Source organism: Photorhabdus khanii NC19, assembly GCF_000517265.1.
Lineage (GTDB): Bacteria > Pseudomonadota > Gammaproteobacteria > Enterobacterales > Enterobacteriaceae > Photorhabdus > Photorhabdus khanii.
In genome coordinates, this window is sequence record NZ_AYSJ01000014.1 from 226691 (window position 1) to 243443 (window position 16753).

13 protein-coding genes and 4 tRNA genes are annotated in these 16753 nt (G+C 37.3%); 7 read left to right on the forward strand and 10 right to left on the reverse strand.

Annotated features, from left to right (window positions below):
• The 3 genes from PTE_RS16550 to PTE_RS16560 form a co-directional block, all read left to right on the forward strand.
• Nucleotides 1-765, forward strand: a 765-nt coding sequence (locus PTE_RS16550) for a helix-turn-helix domain-containing protein (RefSeq protein WP_245219063.1), incomplete at its 5' end; no start/stop codon positions are given.
• Nucleotides 766-832: 67 nt separating this feature from the next.
• The gene (locus PTE_RS16555; RefSeq protein ID WP_036848944.1) at nt 833-1120 is read left to right on the forward strand and encodes a type II toxin-antitoxin system RelE/ParE family toxin; all 288 of its coding nucleotides are present in this window, start codon (nt 833-835) and stop codon (nt 1118-1120) included.
• Between the two features lie 17 nt (nt 1121-1137).
• Nucleotides 1138-1461, forward strand: a complete 324-nt coding sequence (locus PTE_RS16560) for a HigA family addiction module antitoxin (RefSeq protein WP_036848945.1) — start codon at nt 1138-1140, stop codon at nt 1459-1461.
• A gap of 68 nt (nt 1462-1529) precedes the next feature.
• On the opposite strand, the gene PTE_RS16565 is transcribed toward PTE_RS16560, so the two are convergent.
• Together PTE_RS16565 and PTE_RS16570 are read right to left on the reverse strand one after the other, a co-directional pair.
• Entirely contained in the window at nt 1530-3068 is a 1539-nt protein-coding gene (locus PTE_RS16565; RefSeq protein ID WP_036848950.1) for a peptide MFS transporter, read from the reverse strand.
• A gap of 580 nt (nt 3069-3648) precedes the next feature.
• A complete protein-coding gene (locus tag PTE_RS16570) occupies nt 3649-4590 on the reverse strand; it encodes a Kdo(2)-lipid IV(A) acyltransferase (RefSeq protein WP_036848951.1) in 942 nt (313 codons plus the stop codon).
• A gap of 431 nt (nt 4591-5021) precedes the next feature.
• On the opposite strand from PTE_RS16570, the gene trhO reads away from it, so the two are divergent.
• Nucleotides 5022-6080: an oxygen-dependent tRNA uridine(34) hydroxylase TrhO gene (gene trhO / locus PTE_RS16575; protein ID WP_036848952.1), complete on the forward strand. Its 1059-nt coding sequence runs from the start codon at nt 5022-5024 to the stop codon at nt 6078-6080.
• Between the two features lie 63 nt (nt 6081-6143).
• Here trhO and PTE_RS16580 read toward each other — a convergent pair whose 3' ends face one another.
• The 6 genes from PTE_RS16580 to PTE_RS16605 form a co-directional block, all read right to left on the reverse strand.
• On the reverse strand, nt 6144-6746 hold the full coding sequence (locus PTE_RS16580; RefSeq protein ID WP_036848953.1) for a LuxR C-terminal-related transcriptional regulator: 603 nt from the start codon (nt 6744-6746) through the stop codon (nt 6144-6146).
• A 203-nt stretch (nt 6747-6949) separates the two neighbouring features.
• Complete coding sequence (bssS, locus tag PTE_RS16585; protein ID WP_011146095.1) at nt 6950-7204, reverse strand: biofilm formation regulator BssS; 255 nt, start codon at nt 7202-7204, stop codon at nt 6950-6952.
• Nucleotides 7205-7405: 201 nt separating this feature from the next.
• Nucleotides 7406-8458, reverse strand: a complete 1053-nt coding sequence (pyrC, locus tag PTE_RS16590) for a dihydroorotase (protein WP_036848954.1) — start codon at nt 8456-8458, stop codon at nt 7406-7408.
• Between the two features lie 217 nt (nt 8459-8675).
• Nucleotides 8676-8751: transfer RNA gene (locus PTE_RS16595), tRNA-Asn, on the reverse strand.
• Between the two features lie 247 nt (nt 8752-8998).
• Nucleotides 8999-9074: transfer RNA gene (locus tag PTE_RS16600), tRNA-Asn, on the reverse strand.
• Nucleotides 9075-9313: 239 nt separating this feature from the next.
• A tRNA-Asn gene (locus PTE_RS16605) sits at nt 9314-9389 on the reverse strand.
• Between the two features lie 748 nt (nt 9390-10137).
• Between PTE_RS16605 and PTE_RS16610 the strand changes: the two genes are divergently transcribed.
• Entirely contained in the window at nt 10138-11211 is a 1074-nt protein-coding gene (locus PTE_RS16610; RefSeq protein ID WP_036848956.1) for a hypothetical protein, read from the forward strand.
• A 113-nt stretch (nt 11212-11324) separates the two neighbouring features.
• Here PTE_RS16610 and PTE_RS16615 read toward each other — a convergent pair.
• Both PTE_RS16615 and PTE_RS16620 read right to left on the reverse strand, forming a co-directional pair.
• A tRNA-Asn gene (locus PTE_RS16615) sits at nt 11325-11400 on the reverse strand.
• A gap of 118 nt (nt 11401-11518) precedes the next feature.
• On the reverse strand, nt 11519-12037 hold the full coding sequence (locus PTE_RS16620) for a YlaC family protein (protein WP_036848960.1): 519 nt from the start codon (nt 12035-12037) through the stop codon (nt 11519-11521).
• Between the two features lie 480 nt (nt 12038-12517).
• Between PTE_RS16620 and cspE the strand changes: the two genes are divergently transcribed.
• Together cspE and PTE_RS16630 are read left to right on the forward strand one after the other, a co-directional pair.
• The gene (cspE, locus tag PTE_RS16625) at nt 12518-12730 is read left to right on the forward strand and encodes a transcription antiterminator/RNA stability regulator CspE (RefSeq protein ID WP_010847246.1); all 213 of its coding nucleotides are present in this window, start codon (nt 12518-12520) and stop codon (nt 12728-12730) included.
• Between the two features lie 457 nt (nt 12731-13187).
• Nucleotides 13188-13880, forward strand: coding sequence for an MgtC family protein (locus PTE_RS16630; protein WP_036848961.1), 693 nt, complete (start codon nt 13188-13190; stop codon nt 13878-13880).
• The last annotated feature ends 2873 nt before the right edge of the window (nt 13881-16753 follow it).

Consider the following 16753-nt stretch of genomic DNA (forward strand, 5'->3'; position numbering starts at 1 on the left):
TGGAAAATTGCAAACAATAAGAACCAGACGACCGAGGAAAAATCAGCGACAATAAATATGTCTCATCAATTACCTTCATTACATTTACGCCGGTATTCAGCTGAAACTATTAGCCATAGCCATCAGGGGTTATGGCAGTTCGTTTTTGGCTATGACGGGCAGTTGGAATTAAATGTAGAAGGGCAGCAAAGTGTTGTTAATTTCGGAAATGTTGCCATGATCCCACCGGATGCGAAGCATAGTTTTTCCGCTAAGGGTGAAAATCAGCAATTAGTGTTGGAATTACCTTCAGCCCTGTTTGGGCAATTATATCGTGATTCTTTCTGGCAACCATTACCTGCATCTGCTCTTGCGCTTATTAAATGGCTGCACGATTACCCACAGCCACCCGCCAGCCATGCCGATGTGGCCCGTTTACTACTGGCTCAGTTACCACAAATGAGTTCGCCTTCCGCCCTGGTAGCAAAACTGCATCAGGGGCTTGCCGGGCGTTTGCATGAAAAAATGACGGTGGTGGATATGGCTGATATTTGCGCGGTATCTGCCAGCACTTTGCACCGCAAACTTTTTATTGCAACTGGCATGAGCCCAATGGCTTATTTGAAAACGTGTCGGATGAAGCTTGCCTATAATTTATTGGTTAACAGTTATAAGCCTTTGGCTGATATTGCTTTTCTGTCCGGCTATGCCTCCCAGTCAGCTTTTACCTTTGCATTTAATCAGCATTTTGGCTGTACACCAGCCAGATTACGTAAGACAAAATGATATTTTCAGAATTTTATGACTTGATGCACAATGATATTGTGCGTAATATACAGATAACGAGGATGTTATGGCGGTTGAATTCAGGGATAGGTGGTTAGAAAGATTTTATGAACAAGATTTACCACACAAATGTATACCCGTTTTTCTACAGAGCGCTTTATACAGAAAACTGCAAATTCTGGATGCTTCAGTTAAAGAAGCCGACTTAAGAATTCCGCCGGGAAACCATTTTGAACATTTGAATGGTTATTTAAGGGGGTGGTGCTCAATAAGAGTAAACAGGCAATACAGGCTTATTTTTCAATGGATTGATGGTATTGCAGTTGATACATATCTGGATCCTCATAACTATTAAACTGAGGGAAATAAATAATGAGAAATACAAAACGTCGCCCTGCAACTGTGGGTGAAATATTGGTGAGTGAGTTTCTGGAGCCTCTTCATATTGAAATTAATGTATTGGCTGAAGCTATGGGTGTTCATCGCAATACGCTAAGCAGAGTTGTGCACGATAAAGGCGCGTTGACTGTTCCTATGGCGATTAAATTGGCTGCGGCCTTGGGGAATACAGCAGAGTTTTGGCTTAATATTCAACATGCTGTTGAACTGTGGGATGTGCGTAATCATGCATATCAGATGGAATCACTGAATGTAAAACAGATAATTAAGCCATCAATCATAACGGCAGTACACTGATGGATTTGTTTTTAGGGGCATAAAGCCATCTTATGATTCAGATGGCTTTATGTTGGTTATAAATATTATTATTGCGCTTTCGCTTCTGATTTGTCGGCATTATTAAGCAAGCGGCGAATGGGGATAATTAACACCATCAACACGGCGGCGCAAATGATCAGAGCCAGAGATACGCGGGAGAACAGATCAGGTAGGCTGTCCAGTTGATCAGCACGAACATGTCCACCAATCAGGCCAGCAGCCAGATTACCCAGTGCATTTGCACAGAACCACAAACCCATTACCTGACCACGCATTCGGGATGGTGCCAGCAGCGTCACAGTGGCAAGGCCAATCGGGCTAAGGCACAGTTCACCGAGTGTCAGAAACAGAGAACTTGATACCAGCCAGAAAGGAGAAACGGTTTCACCTGTTGCCAGCACATTTTGCGCCGCCAGGATCATCACGCCAAAACCACCGGCAGCGAACAGAATACCAATAATAAATTTACTGATACTGCTCGGGTTGATATTGTTTTTTGCCAATCTGGGCCAGAACCAACTGAATACTGGGGCCAGCAGGATAATAAACAGTGCATTAATCGACTGGAACCATACTGTCGGGATCTCAAATCCCATTACTATACGGTTAGTATAATCATTGGCAAACAGGTTGAATGAAGTTGGCGTTTGCTCGTATGCAGACCAGAAGAATGCAGCAGATACCAGTAGGATAAAACAGACCAGCAGGCGCGAACGGTCACTACTGCTTAAGCCAGCAAACAGGAACAGATAGGCAAAGTAAAGAGTTACACAGGATGAGATCACATAAACCATTGCGCTGGCTACGGCTACCGGATTGAATGGAATGACACCAAGGATTAGCAGAGCAATAATGGCAATAATAGCGATAGCAGTAGTAAAAACCCATTTGCCAACGTTTTTACGCTCCACTGTAGGGTGGTCCCAGCTTGAATCCACACCACCCTCTTTATCATATTGGCGCATCAAAGGGATCGTGTAAAAGCGGAATATTAATAGGGCAACCAGCATTCCCAACCCGCCGATACCAAAACCCCAGTGCCAGCCATAGTCACGAACCAGCAAGCCAGTAGCCAGAGGAGCAATAAAGGAACCGATGTTAATCCCCATATAAAATAGGGAAAAACCACCATCACGACGTGGATCATCTTTTTTATACAGAGTTCCGACCATGACGGTGACACAGGTTTTAAACAGTCCTGTACCTAATACGATCAGTAATAAACCAATGAAGAACAAGTGATGACTTAAAAAAGCGGAAAGTGCGATAGACAGATGCCCTAACGCAATAATGATCGAACCATACCAGACGGCTTGACGTTGACCTAACCAGTTATCTGCCAGCCATCCGCCAGGCAGGGCAGTCAAATAAACACTACCGGCAAAAATACCGACAATAGCAGCTGCTTGTTCACGAGGAATACCCATACCACCATCGTAGATGGATGCTGCCATAAACAAGATCAGGAGTGGGCGAATGCCGTAGTAAGAGAAACGTTCCCACATTTCTGTGAAGAACAGCGAACTTAATGGATAAGGATGCCCGAAGAAGGTTCGGTTTTTTGTGTTGTTAATGGAGGATTGCATCTAAGTTTTCCTATAATACTGCACTCCAGGAGTGTCATGTGTGCAACAAATAAAGCTTTTTCTGATTTAGGTTTAGAGCAAACAAAAAAGCCACGTTTTTTTATTAAATGACGTCCTGTCTTATTAATGTATTTTTAACATACTTTTCGGCTAATTTTATTAACAAACCAGATATCTCTTACTTTATATTCCATTTTTCATAGCAAAGTTCGACAGAAATCCCATTTCTTATCACTGGTTGATTAAAGTGATGATGAGGACTATTGACTTATTTATGTTTTTCATGTTTTTGTAAATAAAAAGATTTTAGAGTAATAAATTAAGTAATAGCTATGAAATATAAATAATCTTTTCAGAAGCCAGATATTGAGAGTGATAATGAAAGGTAAAAAAGTACAGTCGTTTGATTGTTAGCTTTGTGTTTATTTAGCTACTTTAGTTTCTATTTTTATATAAAAATCGGCAATAAATCAAATTAAAAGATACAACATCAATATTAGAATGAAATAATGGATTATTAGGCTGTATGTGACAGTCATTATGGCCGTTTCTTAGATGAAGAAACAGCCGTTAATGATATTTAATGGACTTTGTCAGCCTGCCCGTACAGAGAAGGCTGACCATTAGGCCGGGTTTTAAAGCGACGATGTAGCCACATATATTGGTCAGGAGCCTGTAAGATCTCCTGTTCCACCACTTTGTTCATAAAAGCTGCTGCTTTCACTTCATCGTCTTTAGGGAATCCATCTACTGCGGGTTGAATAATTAATTCATAACCTTTTCCGTCAGGTAGACGGCGGGGGGTAAATGGGATCATTGCCGGATCAGCGAGACGCGCAAGTATAGAGGTGCCTGTGGTTGTTGCGGCATGTTCTACTGCAAATAGTGGCGCGAATACGCTGTTTCGTGGTCCGTAATCATGATCGGGTGCGTACCAGACGATTTCACCATTTTTCAGGCAGCGGATCATGCCTTTGACATCTTTCCTATCCAGCATATATTTGTTGGAGCGCAGTCGTCCCCATGTTTGTAACCAATCCATAACCGGATTATCATTTGGGCGATAAACACCAATCCCCGGATTGAGTAAACCGAGAATTCGGGCACCCAGTTCCAGCGTCAGGAAATGAATACCGATAACGATAATTCCTTGTTCGCGGGCTTGGATTTTCTGGATATTTTCCCGCCCGGTAACTTTAAACCAGCATTTTACCCGCCAGTCAGGCCAAAACCAGGCTATACCCGTTTCAAATACCCCCATTCCGACGGATTCGAAGTTTTTTATTAGCAGCTCATTGCGCTTCTCTTGGGGCATATCGGGAAAACATAGCTCAAGATTTCTTTCAGCAATCTTGGCGCGTTTTTTCAGAAAGCGCATGGAGAATCTGCCCAGGCGAGTACCTATCCAATAAATAATGGGGTAGGGGAGCAGAACCAGCAAGTAAAGCAGACTGATACCAAACCAGGTAAGCCAATAACGGGGATGAAGCAGTGAGCGTTGAAAAGAAGGTGCGTGTATCATGGATTCTCAGGTTATTTATGGTTCCAAATAAGATGGACAAAACAATTCGTCTATTGTGACACTTTTTGACGGGATATCGAAGTTTTCAGACATGAAATGTTTAGGATATCGATTGTGAGTCATATTTTTGCCGGTTCTACTAAACTGCCTGCCGCTTTCTTTCGCTAGTATAGTAGCGTGTTCGTCTGTCATCCAGTTTTGCTATCCGTAAAGAATGATGTCTAATAAATTGCTGATGATTGGTTCCAGCCTTGAATGAGGGTTAAGTTAAACTACAGTCAGTTAAACCTCCCATTTTATTATTGATTTCCTGTTACCGCGTTATAAATTACTACTCGTTGAAAATCATTTTCGTTATCATACCCGCTTGATGGCGGAGGCCATCACTTATTACATCTAATCTTATGACTTGAAATTCAGGAAAGTACACCATGCCAGTGTTACATAACCGCATTTCTAATAAAGAGTTGAAAGCACGCATGCTGGCGCAGACCCAGCCTCGTACTACTATCTCTTTTTATAAATATTTTAATATCTTAGATCCTCAGGCTTTCCGTGACAGCCTGTATCAACAATTTACTGAGTTTTCAGTATTTGGCCGGGTTTATATTGCCAAAGAAGGGATCAATGCGCAGATAAGTTTACCAACTCATCATCTGGAAGCATTCAAAGCTTTATTGTATGGCGTTGATCCTGCGTTGGATAATCTGAGGTTGAATATCGCACTTGATGATGATGGAAAGTCTTTCTGGGTTTTGCGTATGAAAGTGCGTGACCGCGTAGTGGCTGACGGTATTGAAGATGAAACTTTTGATTCATCAAAAACCGGTGAATATCTTAAAGCAGAGCAGGTCAACCAGATGTTAGATAATCCTGAGACGCTATTTGTCGATATGCGTAATCATTATGAATATGAAGTCGGGCATTTTGAAAATGCAATTGAAATTCCTTCTGATACCTTCCGCGAACAATTGCCAATGGCAGTGGAAATGTTGCAGGATAATAAGGATAAAAACATTGTGATGTATTGCACTGGTGGTATTCGTTGTGAAAAAGCCAGTGCTTATATGTTGCACAATGGTTTTAAAAACGTATATCACGTAGAAGGCGGTGTTATCGAATATGCCCGTAAAGCCAAGGAGCAGGGATTACCAGTGCGTTTTATGGGTAAAAACTTTGTATTTGATGAGCGGATGGGAGAACGTATTTCAGATGATGTAATTGCTCATTGCCATCAATGTGGTACGTCTTGTGATAGCCATACTAATTGTAAGAATAACGGTTGCCACCTGTTGTTTATTCAGTGCCCGGAATGTGCCGCTAAATTTGACGGTTGTTGCAGTGAAGCATGCGGGGAAGAAGTCAGGTTACCAGAAACGGAACAGCGTGTTCGTCGGGCTGGCCGAGAAAATGGAGCAAAAATATTTAATAAATCCCGGCATCGTTTACAGGATGGATTGAATATTACCTCATTACAGTTGACTAAATAATATTATTAATAGCTGGCACAGAGATTGTTGTGCCAGTTTATTTATTTTAAGATAATAGCTTTTTCAGTAAAGATATTTAAATACATTGTAAATAAAACAGAGTTCAATTCTATTATGAACTTTTATTTTTTCAGTAATATGCCTTTTATGAGAATATACTGTGCTATTACTGATGTTTAGTTTTTGAGATATCTGGTAATTGGGAATTTCTTTCATCCAGTAATCGATGATTTTATGCTCTTGTGGACTAAAAATAGAACAATGCTCATCAATTGTCATCTGATGTTTCTGAATTTCTTGTAATGTTATTTTACTCAATTTATTAAGCAAATAGGGAAGGCTTTTCTTTGCTAAAATAAAAGCATTGTTTTTCAGTGTAATATAATTTTCACAGTAAGGATAAGCACTATTAAGATATATATAGATACGCGTATTATCTATAAGAGTAATAAATTTCTGTAAATTAGAACAATAACTGGAATGGTGACAATAATGAGTCAAATTAGCTAAAACAATATCAGGAGAAAAACGAGCTACAATATCTATAGAGTCGTTAATTGAAGGTGAGTCAACAACTTCAATATCTTCAATATTGTCATTTTTCTTTAAAAATTCAATGATACCTGAACGGGTGTAATAGCACTCTTCAACGACTAAGATTTTCATTATTGTACGTCCCTGTTCTTGTTTGGCCGAACTCACAATAAACGCCTTATCTATTGATAGTCAACTCGGCAATTGCGATAGTTAAGTCAGCTTAATCCGAAATTATTATCTAATGATATGGTATTACAGATAAAATCGTTGGAGTGAATCAATGTTCCTCCAGGCCGGACACCCAGTTATTTGGGTGTCCGGGCTTGAGATTATTAATGCTTAGTATGGTTCAGATCGCTGTATTCTGAGGATTCGATCTTTTCAATTCCTGCCTGGAGGATGTATATCAATTGCTTTGCAATGTCAGTTGTCAACCATAAGGTTCGATCTACCATGACATGTTCTGGTGTTTGATCTTGGGAGGACAAATAGTGAAGGCGTAGCATCACAGCATCATACGTATCAACGGTACTGACATCCCAACCTACAACAGGATGCGTTTGAATAACTTCATCTTTACTGCCCATAAAACCTCCTAATCAGATCACTGCATTATTTATTAATATCATTGACTAAGAGCAAACTACCTCATTCTTGAATGAGTCATTATTAGTATATGCTTTTTAGTGAAAGTAAGAAGGTTTTTTGTTAGGAATTATTGTCCCATTCGTTGGTGGGTTGATAGGCCATGTAAATTAATGGGGACGATGACTATCCCCATGTGTATGTCAGTCTGCTACTTTTACTTCCCAGCGGGCATCTTCGCCAGCCAGAAATGGAATAAGTTTTTCATTATTGCAATCAATGTGCTCGATGACCGTGGAAGATTTGCGAGTCAATTCGACAAAGCCTTCGTTGACGGGCAGTCCATAAAATTTAGGGCCATTAAGTGAACAGAAAGCTTCAAAATGTTGTAATGCATTCATCTCTTCAAACACGGTTGCGTAAGCAGGTAACGCAGATGGCGCGTTAAATACGCCAGCACAACCACAGGGTGACTCTTTTTTGTGTAGCGCGTGCGGCGCAGAGTCTGTACCTAAGAAAAAGCGATCACAGCCACTGGCGACGGCGGCTTGCAAAGCCTCCTGGTGAATATTGCGTTTCAGAATAGGCAGACAGTACAGGTGTGGGCGTATCCCACCGACCAGCATATGGTTGCGGTTGAACATGAGATGCTGCGGAGTCAATGTTGCTCCTAGATTATTGCCACCTTCCAGTACATATTGTGCGGCTTCTTTGGTTGTTATGTGTTCAAACACAACTTTCAGTGCTGGGAACTGATTACGCAATGGTTCCATTACCTGTTCAATAAAACGGGCTTCTCGATCAAAAATATCAATATGGGAAGCAGTAACTTCACCGTGTACGAGCAGAGGCATCCCCAGTTTTTCCATCATTCCTAATAATGGATAAATATTCTTTATATCAGAGACACCGTGACTTGAATTGGTTGTGGCATTGGCAGGGTAGAGCTTACAAGCGGTAAAAATGCCTTCTTTATAACCAATTTCTATCTGAGAACTATCAGTAGAATCAGTAAGATAACAAGTCATAAGAGGCTGGAAATTATCTCCTTCGGGGATGGCTGCCAGTATTCTGTCTCGATAAGCTTTGGCGCCAGCCACTTCTGTAATCGGCGGAAGCAGATTAGGCATGATGATAGCCCGCCCGAAATAGTGACTGGTATAAGGAACGACAGTTTTTAGCATTTCATCATCACGGAAATGAATGTGCCAGTCATCAGGGCGGCGGATTTTTATTGTATATGATTTAGTGGTCATGAAACCGGCTCCAGTATATATGATAGGAAGGAAATATGCTGAGTTCAGCATATTCAAGCCGGGAATGGATAATAAAGCTAAAACAGTTAAATAGCTATTAATGAATGTAATCTTTAGTAAAAAATTTAGCTAAATCAATAAGTTTAGGGTAATCAGAGGTGGATTTTCTTATCAATAAGGAACAAATGAAATATGAGGGTAAAACAAGAAATGAAGTTGGCTCCTCCAACTGGACTCGAACCAGTGACATACGGATTAACAGTCCGCCGTTCTACCGACTGAACTATGGAGGAACTCCTTCACAACGGGGCGCATATTAGCGGTACATTTTTGCTTTGTCAAAGCAGAAAATAACAAATAGTGATTGTTTGCTGGCAAACTGCACTCGTTGGTTTATTTTTATGCTAGTAAATGGTTATTTGATGGAATTATATGCTATAAAAATGGGTTGGATAGCGTTATTGTGTTTGTGTGATGATGTCAGGTAACCAGCGAAATCAGAAAAGTAAAAAACCCGCATTAAGCGGGTTTTTCTTAATTTGGCTCCTCCAACTGGACTTGAACCAGTGACATACGGATTAACAGTCCGCCGTTCTACCGACTGAACTATGGAGGAATTGCTTCACAACGGGGTGCATACTAGCGGTACACTTTTGCTTTGTCAAAGCAGAAAACAACAAATAAGGTTTGTTTGCTGGTAAACTGAACTTATTGTTCTGTATTTATGCTGAATGAAGGTTGTTTGCTGGAACTGTATGCTATGGAAGTCGGTTGATTAGGGTTACAAATGTTACGTTGTAAGTGGAGAGTGGAATCAGAAAGGCAAAAAGCCCGCACTAAGCGGGCTTTTCTAATTGGCTCCTCCAACTGGACTCGAACCAGTGACATACGGATTAACAGTCCGCCGTTCTACCGACTGAACTATGGAGGAATCGTTCTTGGGAACGAGGCGAATAATAGCTGGGTATTTAGGGCTTGTCAAAGGGGAAAAGTGGAAATTGAGTTTGATTGATTAACTGGTGCTCAAAACTGTGTCTTTTACTATTTTTTAATCAATTGAATTTTATTTCCTGTTCAGGAAATACAAGAATTAACTAATATCTATCTATGATAGTTAGATAGTGGGAATATTATCTGTTTTTTATTTATAAAATAATTGATTATGAGTATTAAAAATATAAGTAAATATATCTTTAGTAACTTTATTTCAATGTTATTTATAGGATTTTTATATTTAATGATAATTTTCCTATTTTATTTATTTTAATAGATCACTTATTGTCTTTTGATATTTATTAGTGAATTTACTTGTCTATAATTCTTAATTGAAAAAGTAATTTTTCTCTGACCTTCAATTTATTAAACATGGTATTTGTTGAGATTGAAACAGATGTAAAAGAGCTCGCCGTTGATAACGAAGTTTTATTCACCGATAACATGCTAAGATATTTTCAATTTAATAATAGACTTTCATTAATATACAAAGTGCAATAAAAAAAGTAAAAGATATTTCAGGAAAAAACATTACAAAATTGAATAAATAAAAATTGAGTGTTTTAAAGTTAAGTTATTATTAAGGAGGTGAAGATAATTCTAAATATAAAGTCAGTAGATAATATTTCTTCCGAAAAGAGTGGCTAATTTTCTGGTTATTTCTATAAAACAAATGAGGAAAAGTCATGAAGTTTTTAATTAATACTGATGTAACTAACTGGGTTTCACATAAAGATTGGTTTAACGTTCCATTACGATTGTTTGTAGTTACAAAGGATGATGATGGTTCGACATCATTAGATAATTATAAAAGTAAAATTGTGGTACATGGCTTGAATGAGGGCGAATATGAAATTGTAAATAACAATAACTTATTCGATCCTATCAGTAGAGCATCTGAAATATTGGTAAAAGTCAAAACAGATCAACAGGTTAATTCTACAGTCAAATTTGTTGCTGAAGTAACAGATGCTAGTGGCAGTGTAGTCGCAGAAGCTGTTCTCGATCGATTCAAGCTAAAATCAGCAGGATTGGCAGCACCTATATATCCGGCAAATTATGATAATGTTATTGACAGTGGTGATATAAGAGCAGGCGTTAAAGTACTTTTTGCTGATTCGAATATTTTAAATAAGCATGAATTGAAATTTATTTTTGATGATAATGTTGAAGTTGTTCCGAGTATACAAGATAGTAATGATATCCGTAGCTTATCTGTAAAGAATTCTCTTCTTACTGCGGGTAAACACGATAGTGTTTATTATACTATTAGTGAAAGTGGCAGTGCTAAATTCTCTACTGTTCAACGTGTACTTGTAGAGCTTGATGAAGATCCTGGAACAGTTCAGATTCGTCGTGATCTTGAAGTGCCTTATATTGATGAATATGATGAGAGCAGAGGCCGGCCAATTGGTGAGAGTATTATTGATTATGATATCAATATTATGGTCAGTGATGTTAAACTTAAAGATAAGGTATTGAAGAAAGGTACAGTTCACATTAAAGGGTATTCTGCTGATAATCAGGATGCAGGAGAAATAGTATTAAAGATAGAGCCTTTAAGTGGTAATGAAAATAATATTTTCCGTTTAGCTGTAATTAATCCTAAAGAAAATGCTGATGGTCAGCCGGGTGGTATCGATTTCTTCAATTATATAGGTAATGGTCGGGTAAGAATTCATTACGAAATATCATTTGTTGGTGAAGCAAACATACTGCATAAATCTAAAGAAAGAGTTTATAAAGTCGTTCTGGATTAATCAGGTTGGTATTCCTAAATGCACTGTTTCATACATAAAAAAAGCCCAATTTTCATTGGGCTTTTTCATCTGATAGTGCTGGAAATCCTTTGCAGTATCTCCAGACTTGAATTTGGCTCCTCCAACTGGACTTGAACCAGTGACATACGGATTAACAGTCCGCCGTTCTACCGACTGAACTATGGAGGAATCGTTCTTGGGAACGGGGCGAATACTAGCGATGAACCGAAACGCTGTCAACGCAAAAAATCTTACTGTTTTGTTGTTTGTTCGCTATATGAACGCATTGTATTATAACTGTGCTATTTTACTGAAGCTGAGTGTTTTTATTCATTATCGGCAATGATGTTGCTGTGTGCGATTGCTCAGGGAATGTCATGATATAAACATCATAAAAATGTATTTCACCTTTCATTTTTATGATGCGCTTGATTTCATCCTTTATTGCCAATGGAACATGAGGGTGGAGATGAAGCTCTTTGATTGCTTGGTCTGAGATTTTTTCGCTGACAAACCATTCGCCGTTGTAACATACCCGTAGATCAAGCACACCGATATCATCAAACCGATATACGGGCTTAATTTCGAATAATAAAACAGCCGCCATAATAATGAAAAGTACGGTGAAGGCTAGCAATGAAAGTAAACCAAAGTATGGGGCGTACCAGATAAGCGCAGCGAGAGTCAGATAAGATACGAGCATAGCCAGGCAAAGGTAAGGATGGTTGCTGATAAACTGGCTGTTAAAACGAAGTTTGCCATCACGCTGTTCTTCAATGTTGATTCGTTCAAGATCCTGAATCAGTATCTGCTTAATGATATTCATATGTTGACCTGATTAAATGAAGAGAAAGTGAAATATTTTCATAGTTATCGGTCCTTAAGGCTAGCATGAGAAAGACGAGTTAACGTAGATCAGTTATTTTATTTTAATCTGACAACTGTTATTGATTGAGATTAATCTTAATACTTTCATTAAGATAAAGATTGAATAAATCAAAAAAATTTATAACTAATGACTTTATTTTTTATATCATTGCTCTAATAATGAGCGTAAACGTTTTTTTTAAAACACGAACACATAAAAAGGTTGCTATTCTTTTTCTATCATGAGTTAATGCTGCCGGCCTGATAAACAGACCTACTTTATGTACGACATCTTGAGTTAATGAGTTATGTGTAAGTGTTATCCTCAGATAGCCTTTGTTGACGCGTTTCCTTCTTAGTGCCTCCATAAGTAATAGCTGATAACTGGCCAGTACATGCCCATGTTGGCAAATTTTTTTTGATATATAGGAAAGTCACAATGTCTGACAAAATGAAAGGTCAAGTGAAGTGGTTCAACGAGTCTAAAGGCTTTGGTTTCATCACCCCAGCTGACGGTAGTAAAGACGTATTCGTTCACTTCTCTGCCATTCAGGGTAACGGTTTCAAGACTTTGGCAGAAGGCCAGAACGTAGAATTCACCATTGAAAATGGTGCTAAAGGCCCAGCAGCAGCAAACGTAACTGCTATCTGATTGCCTGAATGATTTTTAAGTCCGTCATTGTCTTATATAGTGGCGGACTTTTTCTTTATTAAAGTAATATCCTTCTTTACTTATTAATTACTCCTGATTATACTTCGTGCAAATTTTATTGAGGAGACTAGAGTCATTGGACAGTCAAGGTTTTTGGTTAGATAAAAAATAAAACGGCAAGCTGTTCATTTCCTTTCGATTTGCTGCTTGCTGAACAAGGCGGGCGGTACCACTCAAAATATCTGAGCTGTACTTACTCAAAAAACGGTATTATCCGGTACTCAGTAGAGTTGCTGGGAATGGTATATCGGGTTTTCTATTATGCTGTTATATATTTACATTTTGTTACCTCCAGGTATGTACAGAAAATAATGCTGAATTAAACATTCGGCACAAATTTCTGTGTGCAAAATAAATGCACATGATTATTTATCCATTTAGTTGTATGGAGAATGTCATGTTAGTAACTCCTTTTGTCTTTCATTTATTATCAGCTATGTGCTTTGGTGCGTTAATCGGTGCGGAACGTCAATGGCGTCAACGTATGGCAGGTTTGAGAACTAATGCATTAGTTGCGACTGGTGCCGCTGTTTTTATACTCAGTTCAATAACAACTTCACCAGATAGTGCAGGCCGTATTGCTGCGCAGGTTGTTTCAGGTATTGGTTTCCTTGGTGCCGGTGTCATTATGCGAGAAGGCATGAATATTCGTGGATTAAATACCGCAGCAACCTTGTGGTGTTCTGCTGGAATTGGTGTGTTGTGTGGTCTTGGACAATATTGGCTGGCGGCGATAGCGACAGCGATTATTCTTTGTGCAAACATATTGTTACGTGAAGCTGCCCAACGTATTAATTTACAACCCAGGCAGCAGGCCATTGATCAGGTACAGTGTTATAAAATTCACGTAGTGTGTGACAGTAATGACGGAATTCTGGTGAGAACTTTAGTGTTACAGGCTCTCAATGGAGTAGCAGTGAGGCTACAATCACTGAGTTTCACTGAGATGATCCAATCTGGAAAACTTGAAGTGTGTGCGGAAGTATTAGCAACACTCACTGAGCAAAAAGAGATAGAAGCGATTGTTTGTCGTATGAGTTTGGAAAAAAGCGTTAGTTCAATAAACTGGAAAATTGCTTCTGAACTGTAAGCCTGAAAATTATTTGTATAAAGCAACAATAATTTTGTTTGATAAACAGTCAAGACTGATTTTTCATCATGTAAAAAAAACAGAGCGCGTTGCCTATGGCATGTTTTCTCCGTTAGGCAACGCATAGTTTTTTAGGGTAATTATTTGTTAATAGCTTCATTGGGGTGATAGTTCCATGTGGTATTTTTACTTATGTAATTATCGTTTGGTTAACCATTGAAGTGTTGCTGATGATTGTCATTCTCATATCAAATCTAGTAGAGGTAAAGCTGATATAGGTGTCATGCGCGGATACAGAAAAATTGATGAGTTAACATTTAATTTTATTCGGCATCGGTTACCTATTACTGTTCAGAACTTTCAGTGGAAATATCAATTAACTTGCAAAAGTGGAGTAGAAGAAATGATCTAACTTTGTTCTTATATAAGAGTAAAATAGATAATAATTCTGCTTGATCAAGCATGCCGTGAAAAAATAATGGTAGTAGCTGATGGTTACCATCAGGCAAGATTTCAGTGTATTAATTTGGCAGCTCGATATTTGTCCAGTGAGAAAGTAAAAACACTAGCCATTGTTTGATGATAAAGGAGCGGTGATATTACAAGAATAACTAACCGTTTTTGATCCTGTAGAGAAGAGGGCTACCTCTGCTATTTCTATATTAAGAGAGGATGGTGGGAGAGCAAAAGTTCTTACCGAGGATAATTCTGTTATTACTGTCATGATTTGTCATGATGTAGGATTAGATTCCGAAGTTATTTTAACAACTCAACAGACTGATCCGATAGGTGTGGGGATCCTGAGAAATGGAATAAGATCGGTATTTAGTAAACTGAGAGTTGTAAAAATCCCATGTTATAAAAGAACCGGTATACAATGGGTTTACTTGGCGATGACGTTAATGATGCCGTTGTATTGAGATATGCTGATGCTGCAATTTCTGTTGACACAGATATAGATATACAAAAAGCACTAGATATTACCTGATTTGAGAAAAATTTGTGGGTGTTAGACAACGGATAGTTAAGGGCGATAGACGAGAAGTAATATCATCAAGTGATTGAATATAACGGTCAGTTCAGACCTTGGTAATGTGTTTTCAATGTTGATTACCAGTACCTTTATTCCATGTTTTCTGATAGGGAATATTCATTGACTAGTACAAGATCTAATGTGTGATATTTCATAGCTTGCTTTACATTGAGATAGAATGGATAAAGAATTCCTGAAAAAAACCTTATGAATTAGGTAGTAAAATATTGGGTGTTTTATTGTATTAGTAGAGTTGTTTTGTTCTTTTTTAAGAATGCAGACATATATATTGATATAATATATTATTTTAGTAAAAAATTTTGTATCTGGGATTTTATTCCAGCCAGGTTGGTGTATTAAATGGCAGATGAATTTTGTTCGTATTTTGCTCGCCTGGAGAGTGTATTTTATCCAAAACACAACGGTATTTTCACTATTATTGATTGCATAACTGATAATGATTCTCGATATCTATTTTCCTCTTTTCTCATTTAATGAGCCAATGGGTTTAGCGTTTTTATCCTAAGAATATTTTCTGTGGTTAGATGAGACTGTAATCAGTTGCTGCATTATTTTCCATGTTTGGCAAGTGGTTATGATTGCTTGGAAAATTATAACTACTATTTATATGAGGAAATAAATTGTTCATCAAAGTAATATCTTTTTCATCTTTGATATGAAAATATTATGGCATTTCTATCATGAATAGTTATTAATGCTATTCATGATAGAAATGGCCTTGATTTTTATTTTACTGCCATATTGATATCTGTTATTTTTACAATAAATCTTAATCAATTATTTTTTTCTTGTGGAATTAATTGTTTTATTTATGATTATCATTTTAAAAAATGGGGTCATTAATATACACTAATGATAATTATATTTTTATTTTTTGCATGTGAAAATGATATTTTTGGGATGAAGATTGTAAATATTATATGAAATAATGAATGATGGGAAAAAGGTCTTTTAATGTTTTATTTAATTTGTATTATAAGGATATGAACTTTTAGGTAGTGCATATTATTTATCTAAATATTAATGTGTCAATTATGTTTTTATTGAATTATATAAAGAGTGGTGATTTTTTTATGATTTTTATTCAATAATGTTATCTATTAATGTGGGTTGGAAATTTTATTTCTGGAATTATGTGTTTTATAATCCTTTAAAACAAGTTTTTTGGTTAATAAATGATCTATAATTTATTTAAAAGTCCTAATGTTTTTAGAATATATATATTGATCATGTGTAAATTTAATTAATGAGTAATTTTAGACATGAAAACTAAAGGTAAAAAAGATAAAGTCATCAATGGGGGGATTTTGCGTGTTATTATATTATGACGCATGACTTTTAATAAGTTTTTTTAATGATTTTTGCTGTTTATTGGGTTGTCAGGAGCCAAAATGGACTGATTTTTGGGATTGTCTCTAGGCTAGATATTGGCTGTTATTCCGGCAATGCAATGCTGTTGTAGTTGTTTTTTTATTCATTATCTTACTGTATTTTATGCTATTTTTGTATGGTTAGTGTTATCTGTGCATGTTGGTGTGTGTTTTTAGTTAAACCTTGAGGCCAAAAAAAGTACAAATCTAAACTAAAAGTGATCATACCAATATCTTTTTTGCAACTAAATTTTACATAAAATTAATCTGTTTTATCGTACAAATGGAGGTACCAGTTCTTAGAATAAGATTATTGTTTATACTTGTTACTCAGGGATAATTGTGATTTTATAGTTAAAATTTTACTAAAGGACGTGTTTTTTGTTGTTATTTTAAGTTTATAAGTTTAATAGATCGTATAAAATCAAAAAATATACCTAATATTTTTA

What these genes read in the sequence shown, in the direction of transcription:
- PTE_RS16555 (WP_036848944.1), top strand. Translation starts at nt 833, where the DNA reads ATGGCGGTTGAATTCAGGGATAGGTGGTTAGAAAGATTTTATGAACAA.
- PTE_RS16630 (WP_036848961.1), top strand. Translation starts at nt 13,188, where the DNA reads ATGTTAGTAACTCCTTTTGTCTTTCATTTATTATCAGCTATGTGCTTT.
- PTE_RS16610 (WP_036848956.1), top strand. Translation starts at nt 10,138, where the DNA reads ATGAAGTTTTTAATTAATACTGATGTAACTAACTGGGTTTCACATAAA.
- PTE_RS16620 (WP_036848960.1), bottom strand. Translation starts at nt 12,037, where the DNA reads ATGAATATCATTAAGCAGATACTGATTCAGGATCTTGAACGAATCAAC.
- PTE_RS16560 (WP_036848945.1), top strand. Translation starts at nt 1,138, where the DNA reads ATGAGAAATACAAAACGTCGCCCTGCAACTGTGGGTGAAATATTGGTG.
- PTE_RS16580 (WP_036848953.1), bottom strand. Translation starts at nt 6,746, where the DNA reads ATGAAAATCTTAGTCGTTGAAGAGTGCTATTACACCCGTTCAGGTATC.
- bssS (WP_011146095.1), bottom strand. Translation starts at nt 7,204, where the DNA reads ATGGGCAGTAAAGATGAAGTTATTCAAACGCATCCTGTTGTAGGTTGG.
- cspE (WP_010847246.1), top strand. Translation starts at nt 12,518, where the DNA reads ATGTCTGACAAAATGAAAGGTCAAGTGAAGTGGTTCAACGAGTCTAAA.
- pyrC (WP_036848954.1), bottom strand. Translation starts at nt 8,458, where the DNA reads ATGACCACTAAATCATATACAATAAAAATCCGCCGCCCTGATGACTGG.
- trhO (WP_036848952.1), top strand. Translation starts at nt 5,022, where the DNA reads ATGCCAGTGTTACATAACCGCATTTCTAATAAAGAGTTGAAAGCACGC.
- PTE_RS16565 (WP_036848950.1), bottom strand. Translation starts at nt 3,068, where the DNA reads ATGCAATCCTCCATTAACAACACAAAAAACCGAACCTTCTTCGGGCAT.
- PTE_RS16570 (WP_036848951.1), bottom strand. Translation starts at nt 4,590, where the DNA reads ATGATACACGCACCTTCTTTTCAACGCTCACTGCTTCATCCCCGTTAT.